The sequence below is a fragment of the Pandoraea fibrosis genome (assembly GCF_000807775.2).
Lineage (GTDB): Bacteria > Pseudomonadota > Gammaproteobacteria > Burkholderiales > Burkholderiaceae > Pandoraea > Pandoraea fibrosis.
On sequence record NZ_CP047385.1, the window covers coordinates 962,119 to 978,837 of the forward strand.

General features: G+C 65.2%; 20 protein-coding genes. 15 read left to right on the plus strand and 5 right to left on the minus strand.

Annotated elements, in window-relative coordinates:
* Positions 1-181: 181 nt before the first annotated feature.
* From PI93_RS04240 to PI93_RS04275, 8 genes are read left to right on the plus strand one after another with little or no spacing between them, the layout of a single operon-like run.
* Positions 182-985, plus strand: coding sequence for a helix-turn-helix transcriptional regulator (locus PI93_RS04240; protein ID WP_052241027.1), 804 nt, complete (start codon positions 182-184; stop codon positions 983-985).
* Positions 982-1,200 carry a type III secretion system needle filament subunit SctF gene (gene sctF, locus PI93_RS04245; protein WP_039374582.1) on the plus strand — a complete coding sequence of 73 codons (219 nt, stop codon included), beginning with the start codon at positions 982-984 and terminating at the stop codon, positions 1,198-1,200. Before PI93_RS04240 ends, sctF begins: the two co-directional genes overlap by 4 nt.
* Positions 1,197-1,592 (plus strand): DUF1039 domain-containing protein, encoded by a 396-nt coding sequence (locus PI93_RS04250; protein WP_039374581.1) that lies wholly within the window; start codon positions 1,197-1,199, stop codon positions 1,590-1,592. The genes sctF and PI93_RS04250 overlap by 4 nt, the downstream gene beginning before the upstream one ends.
* Positions 1,589-1,942 carry a type III secretion system inner rod subunit SctI gene (gene sctI, locus PI93_RS04255; RefSeq protein ID WP_052241026.1) on the plus strand — a complete coding sequence of 118 codons (354 nt, stop codon included), beginning with the start codon at positions 1,589-1,591 and terminating at the stop codon, positions 1,940-1,942. The genes PI93_RS04250 and sctI overlap by 4 nt, the downstream gene beginning before the upstream one ends.
* A 32-nt stretch (positions 1,943-1,974) precedes the next feature.
* Positions 1,975-2,781: a type III secretion system inner membrane ring lipoprotein SctJ gene (sctJ, locus tag PI93_RS04260; RefSeq protein WP_080759440.1), complete on the plus strand. Its 807-nt coding sequence runs from the start codon at positions 1,975-1,977 to the stop codon at positions 2,779-2,781.
* A complete protein-coding gene (locus PI93_RS04265; protein ID WP_158453310.1) occupies positions 2,778-3,422 on the plus strand; it encodes a type III secretion system domain-containing protein in 645 nt (214 codons plus the stop codon). The genes sctJ and PI93_RS04265 overlap by 4 nt, the downstream gene beginning before the upstream one ends.
* Positions 3,398-4,087, plus strand: a complete 690-nt coding sequence (locus PI93_RS04270; RefSeq protein ID WP_039374580.1) for a hypothetical protein — start codon at positions 3,398-3,400, stop codon at positions 4,085-4,087. Before PI93_RS04265 ends, PI93_RS04270 begins: the two co-directional genes overlap by 25 nt.
* Complete coding sequence (locus PI93_RS04275) at positions 4,080-5,216, plus strand: TyeA family type III secretion system gatekeeper subunit (protein ID WP_039374579.1); 1,137 nt, start codon at positions 4,080-4,082, stop codon at positions 5,214-5,216. Before PI93_RS04270 ends, PI93_RS04275 begins: the two co-directional genes overlap by 8 nt.
* A gap of 93 nt (positions 5,217-5,309) precedes the next feature.
* Here the strand turns inward: PI93_RS04275 and PI93_RS04280 are convergent, their stop codons facing one another.
* The 5 genes from PI93_RS04280 to PI93_RS04300 form a co-directional block, all read right to left on the minus strand.
* Positions 5,310-5,723: an InvB/SpaK family type III secretion system chaperone gene (locus tag PI93_RS04280; RefSeq protein WP_039374578.1), complete on the minus strand. Its 414-nt coding sequence runs from the start codon at positions 5,721-5,723 to the stop codon at positions 5,310-5,312.
* Positions 5,724-5,936: 213 nt separating this feature from the next.
* Positions 5,937-6,176: an EscE/YscE/SsaE family type III secretion system needle protein co-chaperone gene (locus PI93_RS04285; RefSeq protein WP_039376163.1), complete on the minus strand. Its 240-nt coding sequence runs from the start codon at positions 6,174-6,176 to the stop codon at positions 5,937-5,939.
* Positions 6,151-7,455 carry a type III secretion system inner membrane ring subunit SctD gene (sctD, locus tag PI93_RS04290; protein WP_039374576.1) on the minus strand — a complete coding sequence of 435 codons (1,305 nt, stop codon included), beginning with the start codon at positions 7,453-7,455 and terminating at the stop codon, positions 6,151-6,153. The genes PI93_RS04285 and sctD overlap by 26 nt, the downstream gene beginning before the upstream one ends.
* Complete coding sequence (locus tag PI93_RS04295) at positions 7,452-9,059, minus strand: EscC/YscC/HrcC family type III secretion system outer membrane ring protein (RefSeq protein WP_039374575.1); 1,608 nt, start codon at positions 9,057-9,059, stop codon at positions 7,452-7,454. The genes sctD and PI93_RS04295 overlap by 4 nt, the downstream gene beginning before the upstream one ends.
* Positions 9,060-9,061: 2 nt before the next feature.
* A complete protein-coding gene (locus tag PI93_RS04300; RefSeq protein WP_039374573.1) occupies positions 9,062-9,574 on the minus strand; it encodes a hypothetical protein in 513 nt (170 codons plus the stop codon).
* A 325-nt stretch (positions 9,575-9,899) separates the two neighbouring features.
* Here PI93_RS04300 and PI93_RS04305 point away from each other — a divergent pair, with 325 nt between their 5' ends.
* The 7 genes from PI93_RS04305 to PI93_RS04335 all read left to right on the plus strand — a co-directional run bounded on the left by PI93_RS04305 (position 9,900) and on the right by PI93_RS04335 (position 16,629).
* The gene (locus PI93_RS04305) at positions 9,900-10,559 is read left to right on the plus strand and encodes a two component system response regulator (RefSeq protein ID WP_039374572.1); all 660 of its coding nucleotides are present in this window, start codon (positions 9,900-9,902) and stop codon (positions 10,557-10,559) included.
* Positions 10,560-10,734: 175 nt separating this feature from the next.
* Positions 10,735-11,124, plus strand: a complete 390-nt coding sequence (locus tag PI93_RS04310; RefSeq protein ID WP_039374571.1) for a hypothetical protein — start codon at positions 10,735-10,737, stop codon at positions 11,122-11,124.
* Complete coding sequence (gene sctV / locus PI93_RS04315) at positions 11,121-13,199, plus strand: type III secretion system export apparatus subunit SctV (protein ID WP_039374569.1); 2,079 nt, start codon at positions 11,121-11,123, stop codon at positions 13,197-13,199. Before PI93_RS04310 ends, sctV begins: the two co-directional genes overlap by 4 nt.
* A gap of 1 nt (position 13,200) precedes the next feature.
* The gene (locus PI93_RS04320; RefSeq protein ID WP_039374567.1) at positions 13,201-14,565 is read left to right on the plus strand and encodes a FliI/YscN family ATPase; all 1,365 of its coding nucleotides are present in this window, start codon (positions 13,201-13,203) and stop codon (positions 14,563-14,565) included.
* Positions 14,541-14,951 (plus strand): hypothetical protein, encoded by a 411-nt coding sequence (locus tag PI93_RS04325; RefSeq protein ID WP_039374565.1) that lies wholly within the window; start codon positions 14,541-14,543, stop codon positions 14,949-14,951. The genes PI93_RS04320 and PI93_RS04325 overlap by 25 nt, the downstream gene beginning before the upstream one ends.
* 111 nt (positions 14,952-15,062) lie before the next feature.
* Complete coding sequence (locus PI93_RS04330) at positions 15,063-15,509, plus strand: hypothetical protein (RefSeq protein ID WP_144400489.1); 447 nt, start codon at positions 15,063-15,065, stop codon at positions 15,507-15,509.
* Positions 15,499-16,629, plus strand: coding sequence for a hypothetical protein (locus PI93_RS04335; protein WP_039374563.1), 1,131 nt, complete (start codon positions 15,499-15,501; stop codon positions 16,627-16,629). Before PI93_RS04330 ends, PI93_RS04335 begins: the two co-directional genes overlap by 11 nt.
* Positions 16,630-16,719: the final 90 nt, after the last annotated feature.

Genomic DNA, 16,719 nt, shown 5'->3' on the forward strand with positions numbered 1-16,719 from the left:
ACGCGATGTTGCGTCGGGTTTTTTTATGCTTCCCGGCAGCACTCTTCCTAAAAGCGAAAACTCCGGTGCGTGACGGCTCACTTTAAGGTGTCCACCGGATGATGCTCGCGCGCGTACTCGCCTATGGTGTGACCTTCGACTTTGTCATCCCGCCGACGAGTTATCGTCAGAGGAGGAGCCTATGAGTACGGTGCGATTTCTGATCAGCCGCCACGACGTCAAACTGAATGTGAGCGGTCTCGTGCACACGCTGCCGGCCGGCAGCATGACCGCCACCAGTTCGGATGCGACGCTGGATGCCCCAGGGCCGGTGGTGTCACACGACTTTCATGCCTGCGATCTGCAAGCGCTGTACCCGGACGTCGTCGATCTGCTCGATCGTCGCCCGCTAGGCGTCTTTCACCGGCAAGCGGCCCGCACGCTGGTCCTCGAACCCACCATGGTGGACGTGGCAATGACGTTGCAGAACATCGACCGCATGGCGATGCTGCGTTTCTTCTACGTGTACTGCCTCTGTCGCGATCAGCGTTACTTCTCGGCGATGTTGCGTCAGACGATTGCGGGCAGCCACTCGCTGTTCGATTTCGTCGAGGCGAATTTTCACCGGCCGTGGCCGGTCGGACGCCTCGCGGAAGAGTTCGGCATGCCGTTGCGCAAGTTCCGCTATCTGTTCCAGCAGACGTATGGCATGCCCGCGAAGCAGTGGCTGCTTGAACGTCGCCTGCGACTGGCCCGCGATCTGCTGCTCTCCACGCGTCACAAGGTGCTCGATATCGCGCTCGAGTGCGGTTTCACGAACCACGCGCATTTCACCGATACCTTCCGCAAACGATTCGACTGTGCCCCGACGGAGATTCGTCTCGGCACGCCGCCACAGCGTGGGGGACGTCGCGTCGCCATGCCACGGGCCGACGCCTATGCGGCCATGCGTGCCGATCTGGTCGCCGGTCACGGCGCCTTGCCTGAAGGGGGAGGCGTGCAATGAACATCGAAGAGATCCATCGCAGCATGTCCGAGGGCGTGCGAGGTATGTCGAATGAGGCGACACAAGCCGTGCGCAGCCGGGAGATTAATGACCCGGGACACATGCTCGATGTGCAATTCAAGTTGCAACAGTTTTCGACGATGATCGGTTTGCACAGTGCGACGATCAAGCTGCTCAAGGACACGATGATGGGCATCATCGCCAAGATCGCATGACGCCGATGGAATCCACGTCCAGCCATGCCGTGGGCCGATGGCTGGATGCCCCGACCCGCCAGCGCATCGTCGAGTTGGCCATCGCGGGCGCGCATCACGGCATGTGCGCGGAGCCCCGAATGATTCTGCGCGCGCTGCCATCGCTCGTGACGGATCGGGAGACGCGTCAGTGGCTGCACGTGGCGCTGCTCATTGCCCTCGGCGATACCGGCGCGGCGCGCGCGCATCTGGCGGGCGCCGCAGTCGCCGCACGCGAGCACGACGCGGCGACCGACGTACTCGCCCGCTGGCTCGATGCGATGGATGCGCGCGATCTGGCCGCGTCGACGCACGCGTCTTGCGTTACGCCGTCCTCTGCTTCTCTCTCCCCCTCACCGATTCTCTTGTCATGACCACTCCCTCGATCTCCGAAATCGCGGCGCATGTCGCGGCTGCGACGCCGCCGGCAAAGACCTTCCCGAGTCCCACCGCGGGCGAGAACGATGCGGTTCTCTTCGGTCGGGCACTGGCCAGTGCCCCATCGCTGCCGGAACATCATCTGCTCAGCGCGGCCGGAAAGCTTGCGGGGCGCACGGAGCGGCTCGCCGAGCGTGTGACGTTGGACGAGCGCACGCTGGACGAGCCGGGGCGCATGCTCGACGCACAACGCGTGTTGACCGAGCGCGTGCTGGCGCTCGATTTCGTCGCGAAGACGGCAGGCGCCGCGACGCAGGGCGTGAACAAGCTGGTTCACATGCAATGACGCACGGCGTTCGCATCGCGGGTGTCGTAAAAATGGCGGGGTCACTCGCGACGTTCGCGACGAGCAAACGCCGGCTTGGCCGATGGTGGCTTGGTGGCGCGCTTGTGTTGATGCTCGCGGGATGTAAGGTCGAATTGCATCGCTCGCTGAGCGAGACCGAGGCGAACCAGATGCTGGCGTTGCTGCTCGTCTCCGGATTGCATGCCGACAAGCGCGCCGACACCAATGGCATGACGGTCCGCATCGAACGCGGTGATTTCGTGCGCGGCGTCGAAGTACTGCGTCAGCACGGGTTGCCACGTCAGAAGCGAGCCTCGGTGGAGGATGTATTCCCGCCCGGACAGCTCGTCAGTTCTCCCGTACAGGAGCAGGCGAAGCTCACGTATCTCAAGGAGCAACGGCTCGAGCGCATGCTGACGGCGCTCGACGGCGTGATGGTGGCCGAGGTCTCCATCGCACAGGTGCCGGTGGACTCGGCGGGGCGCTCGACCTTGCCGCCCGGCGTGGCTGTCTTCGTGAAGTACAGCCCGGAGGTCAACATGACACAGCGCATGACCGATATCCGCAGTCTGGTGCATGACAGCGTGCCGGGTGTGACACCGGAGCGTATCAGCATCGTCTTGCAGCCATCTGACTATCGTTTGCCGCGCGCGGCCATCAATGCTTCGTCGGGAGCGCAGGCCGAGGTCGCTGCGAAGGCTGGACGGTGGCGCACCGCATTGGGATGGGGCATGGTCGCCGCGGCGAGCGTTGGCCTGATCGCCGCAGGTGTCATGGCGTGGCGACGCCGAGCCACGTGGATCGAGCGCTTGCGGGCCCGGGTGGTGAGGACGACGTGAGCCGTCTGCACAACGGCAATGTCAGTCAGCTTGCCCGCCTGATCTGGCAACCGGGCTTGCATATGGATGACGGCTGGTGGCGAGAGTTCGACATGTTGGCGTGGCGGGACACCTATCGGCAACACGCCGTTTGCCGGGCCCATATCGATCGTCTGTTGATCACTCGCCGGGGATGGCCCGACGCGGCGACGCGCGATTGCGCCCCGCCCGAGAGCGACACGGCGCATGCCGTGCTGCGGCTGGTCCCTCGCCTACGGCGGGTCTCGCTGGCCTACGGCTTACGCATGTTGGGGTGTCCGGACTATCTCCTGCTCGGCACCTATCGCCGCGCACTGTCGTCATGGCTCGACGCCTGGCAGTGCGACCGGTTGCTGCTCACGCGACGAGAGTGGCCGGCGCGCTCTGCGTTTTCGCCAGACGAGATTGTCGAAGCGGCGCTGGCGACGACCGGTGCGTGTCTGGACAGTGCCCCGATGCCGCCGGCGACGGACATGGCGACCGTGGGCAAAGCCGCGCGAATCCTGTTGCCGCCTCCGGCCGAGGCCAGCCCGACGTCAGCCGGTGTGCCGGCAATGGACGACATCTGGCCACGGCTCGTCGCGTTGGAGAAGATGCTATGTATGTCATCGACTTTGCATTGACGACTATCGAAACCTTCGAGGGGCCTGCGCCAGCGGGCCCCGTGATATCCGCCGAGACGCTCTCGCGGCTGCGCGAGCAGGCGGGCGTGCGGGCCCGGTGGATGGCGCAGGCGCAGGCCGAGCGCGACGCCGCGCTGGCGGAGCGCGAGCAGGCGAGAGCCGACGCGCAGGTCTTGCGCGACGCGTGGCAAGACGACGCGCGCAAGCAGGCGCAGCAGGAGGCGGCAGCGCTGGCGGACGCAGCACATCGCGAGGCCGTCGCGCAAACCGTCGAGTGGCTCATCGACGAGGCGGCGCTTGAGCGTCAGATCATTCACTCGCTGGAGCGCCGTGTGGCAGAGGCCCTGACCGGTGCGCTGTCGAATTTCGTGGATACGCTCGACGTCGGCGAGCGTTTCGCGCAACGTGTCGGGCGGGCATTGCCGGGGTTGGTCCGCGAGGGGGCGCTCGTACTGCGCGTGTCGCCCGCGCATCTCGACGCTGTGGCCCTCGCACTGCGCAATGCCGACATCGTGCTCGCGTGCACGCCGGACGCCACGCTCGGCGATCGACAGGCCCGTCTCGAGAGCGAATGGGTGACCGTATGTCTCGATCTCGATGCGGATCTGGCGGCGGTGATCGAGCGTCTGCATGTCAGTCCCAGTCTCGAGGTCGCTTATGGTTGAACGTCTGCCGTCTTCCGGCCACACCGTCATCCCGTCAGGGCAGGAGAACAAGTCACTCGAGCGGATACTTGCGGACGAGTGGCAAGGGCTCGAAGGTGAAGGGCGGTCGTCGCGAGGAGGCGCGACCGACGCGCCGGGCCATATTGCGCTGATCGAAGCGGCGATTGCGCAGAACGAGGAGGCGGCCTTCGCCGAGTCGCAGGAAAACCTCAGTTTCGCGCTGGGCGTGCGATTCCGTCGCACGGGCGAGCGCGACGTGCGCGACGACAAACAACGTGCACGCGCCTTGTTCGAGCAGCAGATGCACCGCTTCTCGCGTGTGAACGGTGCGCAGTTCGAGACGTTGCGCGGGCAATTGCGCGATCTTCCGTTCGTCCCCGATCCGCATTTGCTGATTCGGCAGACGCAAATGTCGGCGGGACACGCCGCCCTTGTTGTCGCGGCCTGGCTCGCCGACAGCGGGCTGGATGCCGGAACGCGCACGCGCTTGCGCCGCACGCTGGAGGAACTGACATCCTCCGAGACATGGGCGATCGAGGCCTTCGCGGCGCTGGAGTGCGGGGACGGTCAACGTCCCGGCATGGCGTTGCTGCAACAACTCAAATCGCTATTCCGTCAATCGCAGGGGCCACAGCGTTCGCTTACCCAATGGTTCGAAGAATGTCGGCGGTTTCCGCAGCGGCGCGCGCGTTTGCGTGCGCTCATGCAGGCGCTGGGTCTGGAACTGGGGGCCGAGCAAGCCGACGCGGACACGCAGCGCCTCGCGGCTGTCGTCGACGATCTTCGCCGTGTGGTGCTGTTCCTCACGATGGAGTCGGCGTGCGAGCAATCCGCGCAAGCCATACGGGCGGCCGGTTGCCGCGCGTTCGAAACGGACACCATGATTGCGGAAGTCCTGACATTGCTGGACCAACCCTGGGCAGGTGCGGAGTGGCTGGCGCAGCGTGCGGCATATCTGGGCATGGTCACGGTGCAGGCCCGCTACGCGCTCTCGCGCGAGTTGACGCAACTGGTCAAGGCGGCGCACGACGGCTGCTTCCGCGACGAGACGCAACGCGAGACGCTCGGTGAAGCGCTCGACGTCTGGCGCACGGAGATCGCTCAGGAAGGCGACGCGTCGGGCGGCTAAGGCCGCAGGAAGGCGGAAGGGTGAAAGGGAAAGGGGGCAGAGGCGGGGGGATTGGCGCACATCAAATGCGCCAAGAGGTGCCGGAGAGGGCGCTCAGGCGCGCAGATGTTCCCGGCAGAGTTTGATGCGGTCGTAAAAATCGGTGAGTGCCTGCGCAAACGGCTCTGGCTCGGCAGCGGTTTTCTCTTTGACTTGCGCGTGAAGAATGAGGCGGTTGTCGCGCTCGCTCAACTGCACATGACCCGTGACGGCCCATTCCGCAGGTTCGATGAGGAACTGCAGAAGGCGTTCGCTGTTCGCGCGATGCAGCCGCGCGGCTTCGTCAGTGGCCACCACGGCATGAATACTGCACACCTTATCTTCCAGCGTTTCCACAATGATGTTGGGTGAGGCGTTGAACGTTAGCTCGATAGGCGAGTGATTGTCGACGGCATCGATCTTGCCGGGGTCGCAGCCGATCAACTTCAGAGCTTCGACGAGAGTTTGCGCTAGGTCGTAACTTGGCATGATTTGCGTGGAGAGTGGAAAAAATCGACACGTGCCCCGGGCGAGTGTTATCCGGCATGACCGGAATGCGACCCACTCGCGCGGGCGCGCGCGATGCCGAAGGCTCTCATGACGCGCTCGCGAGGACTTTGGTCGAGCGAGCCCGTTTTTGGCTTCTGCGCACGCTTGATCCCAACACGTGACTCGCTATTCGGGCGACGGCAGCGATCGCCGTCATGACGAGCGTCCATATGACGTGTCGTACCGCTGCGCCATGCGTTCCAGAATCGCGTGGGCTGCCTGAACGGCTTGCATCTGCGTCTGCGCCAGCGCGTGTTCTGCGGGAGGGAGTGGTTCGCGCAGCGCTTGTTGCAACGACTGCCGGGCAGTATCGAGTTGTGCGCCGACCTCGCGAGCGACCGGCCCGGGAGACGCTGCAAGTTGATCTTCAAGCTGGGTCAGACGAATCACCATGCAAGTTCTCCGCAGTCAGAGGAAGGTAGAAGAGCCGGTCGTGCGTGCTGACCGACACGCCGTCGGGGTGGATGGCGAGCACGCGTGCACCGCCGGGCAGGCGCACGCCCTGCGCAAGCCGTGTGCCGTCGGCGAGCGTCAATTGAGGTGCGTCGGGCGATCCGCCAATGCTCACGAGCGGTGCGGAAAAACCCGTGTCGCCCAACGTCGGTATCGGCGCAGGCAACGGTTCGATGCGCACGGGCATCGCATTCGCCGTGGCATTCCAGGTGTCGACGATCCCCTTCAACGACGCATGCCGCCCCGCCGTCAGTGCCCCCGTGAGCCGCCATCCGCTGCGATCGCGCGAGATGTCGATGCCGCGCAACTGGCCGGCCTCTCTCAGCGTCTTCACCAACTGTTCGAAGCTCTGCGTGGCGCCTTGTGCGATACGCCAGCCATGCGGTAACGACAGCGCGTCAAGGGCGTCGGATGCCGCACGCCAGCGTGCGTCGGCCACAAGGGGCCCGCTGATGACGACCTCGCCGTCGGCCGCCACATTCACCAACGCGCTACCGAAGCCGTGCAGGCGCAGCAGCGTGTTCACTGTCTGCATCGCGTCTTCCGGACACCATGTTTCGTCGCTCATGGCCTTTCCCTGCCAACGTGCTTCGGCGCGCAGGCGCGCACGCGTACCGTCGTCGAGGCAGCCACCGGTCAGGCGTACCGTGTCGCCGGTGGTATTCAGTGCGACCTGAGGCGCAATGCGTGCGGCAAGGGTCTTCAGGGCGTCGGACTGCGGCGGCGGGGAGATGACATTGGCCGTTCCTGTGCGCCAGATCGCCACACCCGCCGCGGCGATCAGCAACGACATGCCCGTGACGGCGATCCATGCTGCCGGCGCTCGCCCGCGCGACGCGACATCCTGCGCTGTCGGCGGCGATGCCGTACACGGTGCACGCCGCTCGGGACGCTTCGGTGTATGGATCGGCATGTCCTGCGTACCGTCTGCGAGCCAGATGCCCAGCCCGGCGAGGTCGATCACCGTGTGCAGAGGAAGCGCTGGCGTGTCGAGGGTGTCGTCGTTGGGGAGCATGAACGGTGCGCCGTCTACCCAGACGGGCGCGGCGGACACGAGTCGTGCACCGTTGTCGTCGACGTGAAGCTCGATGCGTGCGTCGTGTTCGAGCGCCATCGCGATGTCGGAATCGCCGTGGCCGATGGTGAGCGAGCCCGGCGGCAGCGGCATGGGACGTCCCGCGAGCGGGCCGTCGAGCAGCGTCAGCGTCAGCATGGTCATGCGCTTGGCACGTCGGCCGCCGGTTCGGCCTTGATCAGAAACAGACGCATCACGCTGTCGTTCCGGTTGCTTGTCGAGCTGAACAGGCGTCCGATAAGCGGCAGATCTCCCAGCAGCGGAATCTTGCGCTCGTGCTCCTGTTGCGTGTCCTGCACGAATCCGCCCAGTAACAGGCTTTGTCCGGCCTGTAGCGTGGCATGCGTTGAAATCGACGAGTTGCGGATGGTCGGGACTTCGTTGCGCGAATTGCGTTCGCTACGGACCTCGCCACCGTCTTCGATATTGAGCGTGAGCATCACTTGCTCGCGACCGGCATCGTCACCGTCGTTGGGAACGAGTCGCGGTGTCACGCGCAGCAGCGAGCCCGACGTCACGCTTTCCAGTTTGGCAACCTTTTCACCGGACACCTTGGTATAGAACGTCACGCTTCGATCGAGCACGGCCTGCATGTTGTCAAGCGTGACGATGGACGGTCGGGAGAGCACGCGCGCCTTGGAGTTTCGCTCCAGTGCGCTCAGATTCACCATGAACTTGTTGGTGTCCCCCACCACGGTCGTGAACGTGCCGCTGTCGCCGTCCTGCAACTGTCCGTTGAGCGACACGGCGCCGAAACCGCCAATACGTGCGTTGCCCGAGAAGTCGACGCCAAGCTCGGCAATATCGCTGGCGTTGACGTCGATGATCGCCACGGAGATGTCGACCAGTCGTGGGCGGATGTCGAGCTGGGCGATCAGGTCGCCGTAGATGGGCAGATTCTGCCGGCGCTCTCGCACGATGACCGCATTGCGGCGCGGGTCGGCGGAGAACCGTGGCGTACCGGGACGAGCGGCGGGGGCTGCGGCGACAGGAGCGCCGGGTGTCGCCGGCGTGGCGGCGGTGACGACGAGCGGACCGGCGCCGAGAATCAGATCTTTCAGTACGCTGACGACGCCCGGCACGACGACTTCCTGCCCGCGATAAAAGTACCTCGTGTCGTCCGCCGTGGCGAATTTCAGGGGAAATATCTTGATGGTCTCTTCGCTTTCCTGCTGATCTCGGGCGTCCCGTTCCACGTATTCCGCGAGCATCGATACGGTTTCGATGCAGGCCGGAACGCCGGCGATTTCGAGCGCGTGTGTCGCCGGAATCGCCCGTGCGACGCAGTGTCGAGGGTGCAATACCCCAGCGTCGCGAAGGTGCTCGAGCAAGTCGCCGGGCGACGCGTGACGCAATGACATGACGCGTCGTGTGGCCTCGCTGGACTTATAGATGTTCAGCGTCTGGCCGTTGAAGTACCACGAAAGCCGATAACGTTCCGATAGCGCGTCGAGCGTTGCCTGGGCCGCACCCGCAGGCAGCGTGCCGATGAAGCGGTCGTCGACTTGCGCGCTCACCGTGGTCGGAATGCCGTGATGGGCGCCGAAATCGCGCAACAGTTCCGCAAGCGGCGTGCCGGCGCTCTGAAAAACGAACGGGCCGCCGCGCCACTCGGGCGTGACAGGCGACATCGGGGCGGTGCGCGCCGCGAACGGCGCGGGCGACGACGCGACGGCAGACGTGACCGGTACAAAACCTGCGAGGAGAGCGGCAGCGAAGAGCGCGAGGCGCTTGAGGTGAGACCGCATGATCAGCAACGGCGCAGCGTGTGCAGACGCCGGCTGGCGTCTGCGGCGCCAGCGGCGTGAGACACCGGCGAGGCGGACGCAGTGAACGAGGCGGGAGACGTAGCCTGTGTCCGCATGCCTTGCGAAGCCACCATCGTGCATGCCAGAAGCTGGCGGCGAAGTTGTGCTTCCACGCGTGCCGCCGGATCGCCGCCGTCGAAACGGTGAACCCACCAGAGGGTGTCGTTTGCGATGCACAGACTGTCGTCGCGCAGCGCCGGTTGACCGGCGATCACCAGCGAGAGACGCATGAGCCAGCGTGAGCGCGCGGTGTCGCCTTCGAGCGTCGTCGCGAGCGACTGCGTGCGCGGTGCCTGAGGATCGTGAGGCAATGCCACCGCTGTTGCCACACAGTAGCCGCCGCTCGCGGGACAGGTCCAGCCGCGTTGACCGTCGAGATCGAGCGCGATGCGCGCACCTTGTACGTCGCGCGGGGCAATCCAGTCGAGCGCAGCAAGCGCAAATGGCAAACGCATAGGTATCTGAAGGAGGCAAGGCAAGGGACGGAGAACGAGGCACGGGCGGCATCGATACGGGATCCAAAGCGGGGATCGAAAGCGCACGTCATCGCTTGTCGTCGCCGGTCGATTTGGCGCCGTTCAAGGATCGTCATTATCAAGCGTTGCGTTGATGCCGCCATCCGGCGCAGACCTGAAGTCGACGTCGAAGAACGCAACGTGCGACGTTTTCCCATGCGACATCTGGGGCGATGGCACAAGTTTCGAGCGACTTGTCCGGAACCGAAAGGAAGTGAACAAAAATCTGCATGAACGCTAATGACTAACAATCGAGGAGCTGCGAATGACGGGGTGTATCGGTGTCATCGTTGTGGAGGATCACGAACTGCTGGCCGACGGTCTTTGCCATCTGATCGAGCACGATCTCGGATGGTGCGTGCTGGCGAGGGTCGTCAACGGACTGGACGTGTATCGGGCCTGCGTGATGCATCGGCCTGCCCTGATGATGCTGGATCTGGGGCTGCCCGGCATGGACGGCGTGGATGTGATCCGTCAGTGTGCTCAGCGCTGGCCGGACCTGCGCATTTTGGTCAACTCGGCGAGCGACGATAGCGAGCGCGCGCGCCAGGCGTTGGAAGCCGGTGCCGTGGCGTTCGTGCTCAAAAGCAGCACTCGCGAGACGTTGATCCACGCAGCCTGTCAGGTCATACGCGGCGAGCGTTACGTCGATCCCGCCGTGTTCGGCGGCACGCACGATTCGACGGGCATGCCATATACGCTGCGCCCGAGCACGGCCGAGATGCCCGAACGGTCGCTGACGCTGCGCGAGCGCCAGGTGCTCAAGCTTGTGGCCGAAGGCCAGCGCAACCGCGACATCGCGCAACTGTTGTCGATCAGCGTGAAGACCGTCGAAACGCACCGGCTGAACATGATGCGCAAGCTCGACGCGCACAACGTGGCCGACATCGTGAACTGGGCGCACCGGCTGCGAATGATGCTGTGAGGCCTGCCGCCTCACCCGGCGCCTCGCATGATCGCTCGGCGGCTGCGCCGAGAAATTCAGGTCTGCGCCGGATAGCCGTCGCCATCGTGAATGGGCGACCATGCCCGCTGCCGCTTTCCGAGCGCTCTCCCAGCCCGGCAATTCCTGCCGGCAAGATTCCAACGCCAGACCGCCGATGGACACCCAGACCCAACGCAAGCTCGAACTGCTCTTCGAATTGCTGGCGCTGCCGCCGCAACGCGTCGTGCCGCGCATGCGAATTGCGTTGGCCCCCTGTGTGTTGATGACGGAGGTCGATGCGTATGGCGTGACGTTGGTATTGGCGCTTGCTCATCGCGCCGCGCGTGCCGAACGCCTGTTGCCGTCGCTGCTGCAAGCCTGTGCCCCGGAATGGAGTTTCGGCATTCCTGTGCGTGCCTGTGTGGCGCAGGGGCGTCCGATGCTGATCGCCACGCCGCCGGCCAGCGCAAACTTTCAGGCCGTCGAGTGGCTGTCGTGCATCACCCGAATGCGCCGGCTGCTCGAGCGCATCGACGCCCAGCAGCAAAGGGAGACCGGTTCATGACGCGGATGCTGACGTGGCTGCGGCTCGCCGCCGGGCGGCAGGACATTGTCCTGGCCGGGTTGTTGCTGGTCACGGTGTTGATGATCATCATCCCGATGCCGCCGTGGGCGATGGACTTGCTCATCGCGCTCAATCTCGGCCTGTCGCTGCTGCTTCTGATGGTGGCGCTTTACATCAACGAGCCGCTCGATTTCTCGGCGTTTCCTTCCGTTCTGCTGATGACCACGCTGTTCCGGCTGGGACTGACGATCAGCACGAGCCGTCTGATTCTGCTGCACGCCGACGCGGGCGACATCGTCTACACGTTCGGCGATTTCGCGGCCGGCGGGAACATCGTCGTTGGCATGATCGTTTTTCTGATCATCACCGTCGTGAACTTCATCGTGATTACCAAAGGCTCCGAGCGCGTGGCGGAAGTCGGCGCACGTTTCTCGCTCGACGGCATGCCGGGCAAGCAGATGAGTATCGACGGCGACCTGCGGGCGGGCACTATCGATGCCGCCGAGGCCAAACGTCTACGGCGCACGGTGCAGCGCGAAAGCCAGTTCTATGGCGCGATGGACGGGGCCATGAAGTTCGTCAAGGGCGACGCCATCGCGGGGCTCGTCATCATCGTCGTGAATCTGCTGGGCGGCATTGGCGTCGGTGTTTTCATGCGCGGCATGAGTGCGGGCGACGCCGCGGCGATTTACGCGATTCTCTCCATTGGCGACGGGCTCGTCTCGCAGATTCCGGCGCTGCTCATTTCCGTGACGGCGGGGATCATCGTGACGCGGGTTCCCGGCGAGCAGCGGCGCAATCTGGCTCGCGAGCTGACCGATCAGCTCGCGGCACAACCTCGTTCGCTGACGCTGGCGGCCGTAGTGCTCGTATTGTTCGGACTGATTCCGGGGTTTCCGATGCACTACTTCCTGCTGCTCGCCGCGTTGGCGGGCGGTGCTTCGTGGTGGGCGGGTCGTCTCGCCCGCGACAGCAAAGGCGCGAAGGACGCGGCAGGCGCAGACGGTGACGACGCCAAAAAGACGAAGGGTGGAAAACCGGGAGCCCAGCCGCTGCTGGTACGCGTGAGTTCGACGCTGACCGATGCCGACGGCAGTACGACCACGCTCGCCGCGTGCATCGATGCCCTGCGCGTGAAGAAGTTCGAGCAGTTCGGCGTGCCGATGCCCGAAGTGAAGGTCGATGTCGACAAGACCCTGCCGGCTGGCACGTTGGACATTCAGCTGTATCACGAAAGCGTGATGACCATCGACGTGGCCCCCGACGTTGCACTGGCCTGTCATGACGCCACCCATCCGATACAAAAATTGCGGAACCTCGACGCCGGGGCGCCACGCGAAACACCGCTGTCGTTCGGCGGGCAGGTGCTGTTCTGGCTCGACGGTACGCAGCGCGAAGCGTGGCTGGCGCAGGGCGGCACGGTCATGGAAGGGGCCGATCGCGTGGCGCATTGCGTGTCGCTGGTCATCGACGCGCATGCCGCAGATTTCCTCGGCGTGCAGGAAGCGCGCTTCCTGATGGATGCGATGGAAGATCGCTACGGCGAACTCGTCAAGGAACTGCAACGTCAACTGCCGATCAGCCGGACGGCGGAAGTCTTGCAGCGGCTGGTGGCGGAGGGCGTTTCGATTCGCGACCTCCGGCGAGTCTTCGAGGCGCTGATCGAATGGGCGCCGCGCGAGCGTGACCAGATCATGCTGACCGAGTATGTGCGGCTGAGTCTGCGGCGTCACATTACGCGACGCTTTCGCCGCGGTACCGAGCACATCACCGGATGGAACGTCGGACGCGGCATCGAAGACGCAGTGCGCGCTGCCGTGCGGCAGACATCGTCAGGGTCCTATGCCGATCTGAATCCCACGCAGACCGACGCGATCATGGGGGCAATCGACGATGTGCTCAAGGGCCACGACGGCACGCCCGTCGTGCTCTTCACAGCCATGGATGTGCGTCGCTTTCTGCGCAAACTGATCGAACGCGACCGCGCGGATCTGCCCGTGTTGTCTTTCCAGGAAGTGGCCGACGAGCCGCACGTCCGGGTGTTGGGCACCATCGACGTCCAGGGAGCCTTCTGAGATGCGACGCCCCGACGCCGCTCGCATTGCCAATGGCCTGCGCCGCACGCTCGACGCCCAGCGCAAAGCCTGTGACGACTGGCGCCGGGGCTCGGGCCGTGAGGTTCGCTACGGACAGATCGACAAGATCACGCCGAATGCATTGCGTGCCCGTTTGCCCGGCGCCGCGCTGGGCGAGCAGTGTCGTGTGGTGTCGCCGGAACTCGACGCCGAGGTAATTGCCGTCGAGGGGCGTCATGTCTGGCTGGCGCCTTACGCCGAGCCGACCGGCGTGGCGAACGGCGCGCTGGTGCAGGCGTTGGGAACGTCGTCGCGCGTTGCCGTTGGAGATTCCCTGATCGGTGAGGTGCTGGACGGGTTGGGGCGGCCGCTGGTGCCGTCGGCGTCATCGAAGGGTGCGCCGTCATCCGACATGGCATGGCGAGCGCTGGACGCGGAGCCACCGCCTGCCATGACACGTGCGCTCGTGTCGCGCTGCCTGCCCATCGGCGTTCGTGCCATCGACGGCATGCTCACCTGCGGCCGAGGCCAGCGGCTTGGCATTTTCGCTGCGGCGGGCGGTGGCAAGAGCACGTTGCTCTCGATGATGTGCCAGGGCGCCGAGGCCGACGTCATTGTGCTTGCGCTGATCGGCGAGCGTGGCCGGGAGGTGAGGGAGTTTCTCGAGCTGGCGCTCACGCCGGAAGCGCGCGCGCGCACGGTGTGTGTGGTGGCGACGTCGGATCGTCCTGCGCTCGAGCGCATGAAGGCCGCGTACACCGCGACGGCGATTGCCGAAGCATTCCGTGACGAGGGCAAGGACGTGCTGCTGCTCATGGATTCTCTGACGCGCTTCGGGCGGGCGGCGCGAGACATCGGCATGGCCGCCGGCGAGCCGCTGGGTGCGACGAGCGGTTTGCCGCCGAGTTTCTATGCGCGTCTGCCCCGGTTGCTGGAGCGTGCGGGAACGGCGGCGCGTGGCAGCATCACCGCCTTCTACACCGTGCTTGTCGAAGGCGACAACCTCGACGAGCCGCTCGCCGACGAAGTGCGCTCGATCGTCGATGGTCATATCGTGCTGTCGCGACGCCTCGCGCAGGAAAACCACTATCCGGCCATCGATGTGGCGAAGAGCCTCTCGCGGGTGATGTCGCAGGTGACCGACCTCAAGCATGTCGAAGCCGCCGCGCGCGTAAGACGTGCGATGGCGCTGGCGGCTGACGTCGAATTGCTGGTGCGCGTGGGTGAGTATCAGATGGGCAACGATCCGGAGACGGACGATGCCCTCGCGCGGGCCCCGGATATTCGCGCATTCCTCTGTCAGTCGCAGCACGATGTTGCGCCCTTCGACGATACCCGCGCATGGCTCGATCATCTGGTGACCTGAAGGACTGCGAAGGCATTGCCGCGCTGGCCACGCTGGCAAAACGCCGTGAAGCCGCGTTGCGCGCGGCATTCACCCGCATGAGCGCCGCAGCGCGCGATGCCGAAGACGCGGTCGTCGAGCGCGAGCGTGGATGCGACACGCAGCGCCGCGTGTGGCAAGACGCATTGTCGCGCGGCGGCGTCTACGCACAACGCGAGGCGGCCGGCGTGACGCGCTCAGTGGAGGCGGAGCGCGTGGCGCTGGGCGAAGCGAAGCGCCGGCTCAGCGAAGCGCTCGAACAGGTGAAACAGGCTGAAGTCGCGTTGCAGCAGCAGCGCGAACGTCTGCAAGCCAACGCCCGCAAGCAGGAAAAGCTGAACGCATTGCTGGCGCTTTACCGCAGTTGAATCGGCAGCGAGACCGTGGGGTGTGCACCCGTCGGTCGCAACGTCGAGATGCTGAACCCCGCACGTCAAACGACATGCGGTCATACCCTTCGCCATCACGAGGACTTCACGATGACCACCATTCACCGAAGTGCCCTGTCGGCCGATGCCTTTATCGGTCTTTCGGATAAATCGGCATCGCATCAGCGTGACACCACGACCCGCCACGACAGGCGATTCGAAGACAGCGGCGAGCCGGCGTTTTCGCTGGCACCGGAAACGGCAGCGCGGGTGACTGGCCCCGCCGACGTGCTGCGCTGGTTGCGTGTCTGGCATGCTCGTCAGGATGCGAACTGGGATGGCGGCAGTTCGCTGCGCGTCATCGTGCACGGGGGCGCGCTCGATACGCTGGTCGTCGAAGCGCGTCGGGGGCGGCAGGGCGTGACGGTGAGTCTGCTCTGTGTGCGGCTCGCGATGTATCGGCGCTTGTTGGCGCATCGCGGTCGATTGTCTCGCGCGCTGACGCTGCGCTTGAAGCGCTCGGTCACCGTCGAAGTCGAGGCGCGCTATGCGCCATGAGTCGGGCACCGACCCGGTGGCCGGTCCGGGTCCCCTGGACGATCTGCTGGTGGGCGAGGGCAGTCTGAGCTTCGTCGAAGGCGATACGCAGGTGCGTGTCGGGTGGCTGCGGGCGGGCGGCGATGGCCTTGTCGTGACCGCGCGCGTTGACGAGGGCGTGACCGGTCAGACGCGTTTCTGGTGTGACGCGCAGCAGTGGTGCGACTGGCTTGCGGCGCATTTGCCCGTGCCGTCCTGGGACGACTTGCCGGTGGCCTGGCACGCCAGCGCTGCATCGCTCACGCTGGCGACGCAGGGCGCGGGCGATCTTAGCGATCTGGACGACGGAGGCGGGCCAACGGGGGACGCGTCGGCCCATACCTTTCGCGACGCGTGGAGAGACACCGACGACAAGACGCTGTGGCCAATCGCGACGTCCCTGTCGCGCGAACGTGTGGAGACGTCGTGGCGCGTCGGCATGGTGTTGCAGCGAGAGGGGCGTCAGTTGGCATTGATCTATCTCGACGGGGCGAGCGCGTGGCTGCGCGAGCGCTGCCGTCGGGCGACGCCAGACGACGTGCCGCTGGACCCGGCGGGCTGGCCTGAACGCTGCTGCGCACTCGTGGCGGGATGGGTGACCTTACCCGCAACGCAATACAAAGCGCTGCACGCGGGCGACGCCGTCCTGCTCGATGTGGCGGCGGATATCGCGCGAGGCGAATACTGGCTGATAGATGGCGACTACGCGATCGCCATGTGTGATGGCCGGCCGTCCGATTGCCATGTCGTGCAGTTCGACGACATGAGCGGCATGGATCGCACGGACAGCGCGCGATGGGATGCCGTCGTTACCGAAAAGCCATTTCCCATTCCGTTGTTGATGGCGTGGCGCGCGGGCGTGCCCGGGGCTGCTCACCGACCGATGGCGCCGAGTGCGTTGCACGCCGGACGCATTGTGCTCCGGAGCCGCCGCGCAGTGGGGGCCAGCGGGCGTTTGATGCGTTTCGAGGACGGACGTCTCGCGGTCCATATCGACGAGAAAAGTGACGCGCCGTTCGTGCATGACACCCCGACCTGCGACGATCCGCCGGGCGATATTTCGGGTGGTGACCCGATGGGCGTGCATCCGGCGCCGACCTAACATCGCTCGTGCGCTTGCCGCGACGCGCGGTGGTCTGTCTGCGCACGGTGATCCACCGTGGCCGCTTCCGGCCTTCGTCCTGCCCCGTTC

Excerpts from the sequence above, each read along its gene's own strand:
- PI93_RS04305 (WP_039374572.1), top strand. The coding sequence starts at position 9,900 with ATGACGGGGTGTATCGGTGTCATCGTTGTGGAGGATCACGAACTGCTG.
- sctF (WP_039374582.1), top strand. The coding sequence starts at position 982 with ATGAACATCGAAGAGATCCATCGCAGCATGTCCGAGGGCGTGCGAGGT.
- PI93_RS04275 (WP_039374579.1), top strand. The coding sequence starts at position 4,080 with ATGGTTGAACGTCTGCCGTCTTCCGGCCACACCGTCATCCCGTCAGGG.
- PI93_RS04280 (WP_039374578.1), bottom strand. The coding sequence starts at position 5,723 with ATGCCAAGTTACGACCTAGCGCAAACTCTCGTCGAAGCTCTGAAGTTG.
- PI93_RS04250 (WP_039374581.1), top strand. The coding sequence starts at position 1,197 with ATGACGCCGATGGAATCCACGTCCAGCCATGCCGTGGGCCGATGGCTG.
- sctI (WP_052241026.1), top strand. The coding sequence starts at position 1,589 with ATGACCACTCCCTCGATCTCCGAAATCGCGGCGCATGTCGCGGCTGCG.
- PI93_RS04335 (WP_039374563.1), top strand. The coding sequence starts at position 15,499 with ATGCGCCATGAGTCGGGCACCGACCCGGTGGCCGGTCCGGGTCCCCTG.
- PI93_RS04295 (WP_039374575.1), bottom strand. The coding sequence starts at position 9,059 with ATGCGGTCTCACCTCAAGCGCCTCGCGCTCTTCGCTGCCGCTCTCCTC.
- PI93_RS04240 (WP_052241027.1), top strand. The coding sequence starts at position 182 with ATGAGTACGGTGCGATTTCTGATCAGCCGCCACGACGTCAAACTGAAT.
- PI93_RS04330 (WP_144400489.1), top strand. The coding sequence starts at position 15,063 with ATGACCACCATTCACCGAAGTGCCCTGTCGGCCGATGCCTTTATCGGT.
- sctV (WP_039374569.1), top strand. The coding sequence starts at position 11,121 with ATGACGCGGATGCTGACGTGGCTGCGGCTCGCCGCCGGGCGGCAGGAC.
- PI93_RS04320 (WP_039374567.1), top strand. The coding sequence starts at position 13,201 with ATGCGACGCCCCGACGCCGCTCGCATTGCCAATGGCCTGCGCCGCACG.
- PI93_RS04300 (WP_039374573.1), bottom strand. The coding sequence starts at position 9,574 with ATGCGTTTGCCATTTGCGCTTGCTGCGCTCGACTGGATTGCCCCGCGC.
- PI93_RS04270 (WP_039374580.1), top strand. The coding sequence starts at position 3,398 with ATGTATGTCATCGACTTTGCATTGACGACTATCGAAACCTTCGAGGGG.
- sctD (WP_039374576.1), bottom strand. The coding sequence starts at position 7,455 with ATGACCATGCTGACGCTGACGCTGCTCGACGGCCCGCTCGCGGGACGT.
- sctJ (WP_080759440.1), top strand. The coding sequence starts at position 1,975 with ATGGCGGGGTCACTCGCGACGTTCGCGACGAGCAAACGCCGGCTTGGC.
- PI93_RS04310 (WP_039374571.1), top strand. The coding sequence starts at position 10,735 with ATGGACACCCAGACCCAACGCAAGCTCGAACTGCTCTTCGAATTGCTG.
- PI93_RS04325 (WP_039374565.1), top strand. The coding sequence starts at position 14,541 with ATGGCTCGATCATCTGGTGACCTGAAGGACTGCGAAGGCATTGCCGCG.
- PI93_RS04285 (WP_039376163.1), bottom strand. The coding sequence starts at position 6,176 with ATGGTGATTCGTCTGACCCAGCTTGAAGATCAACTTGCAGCGTCTCCC.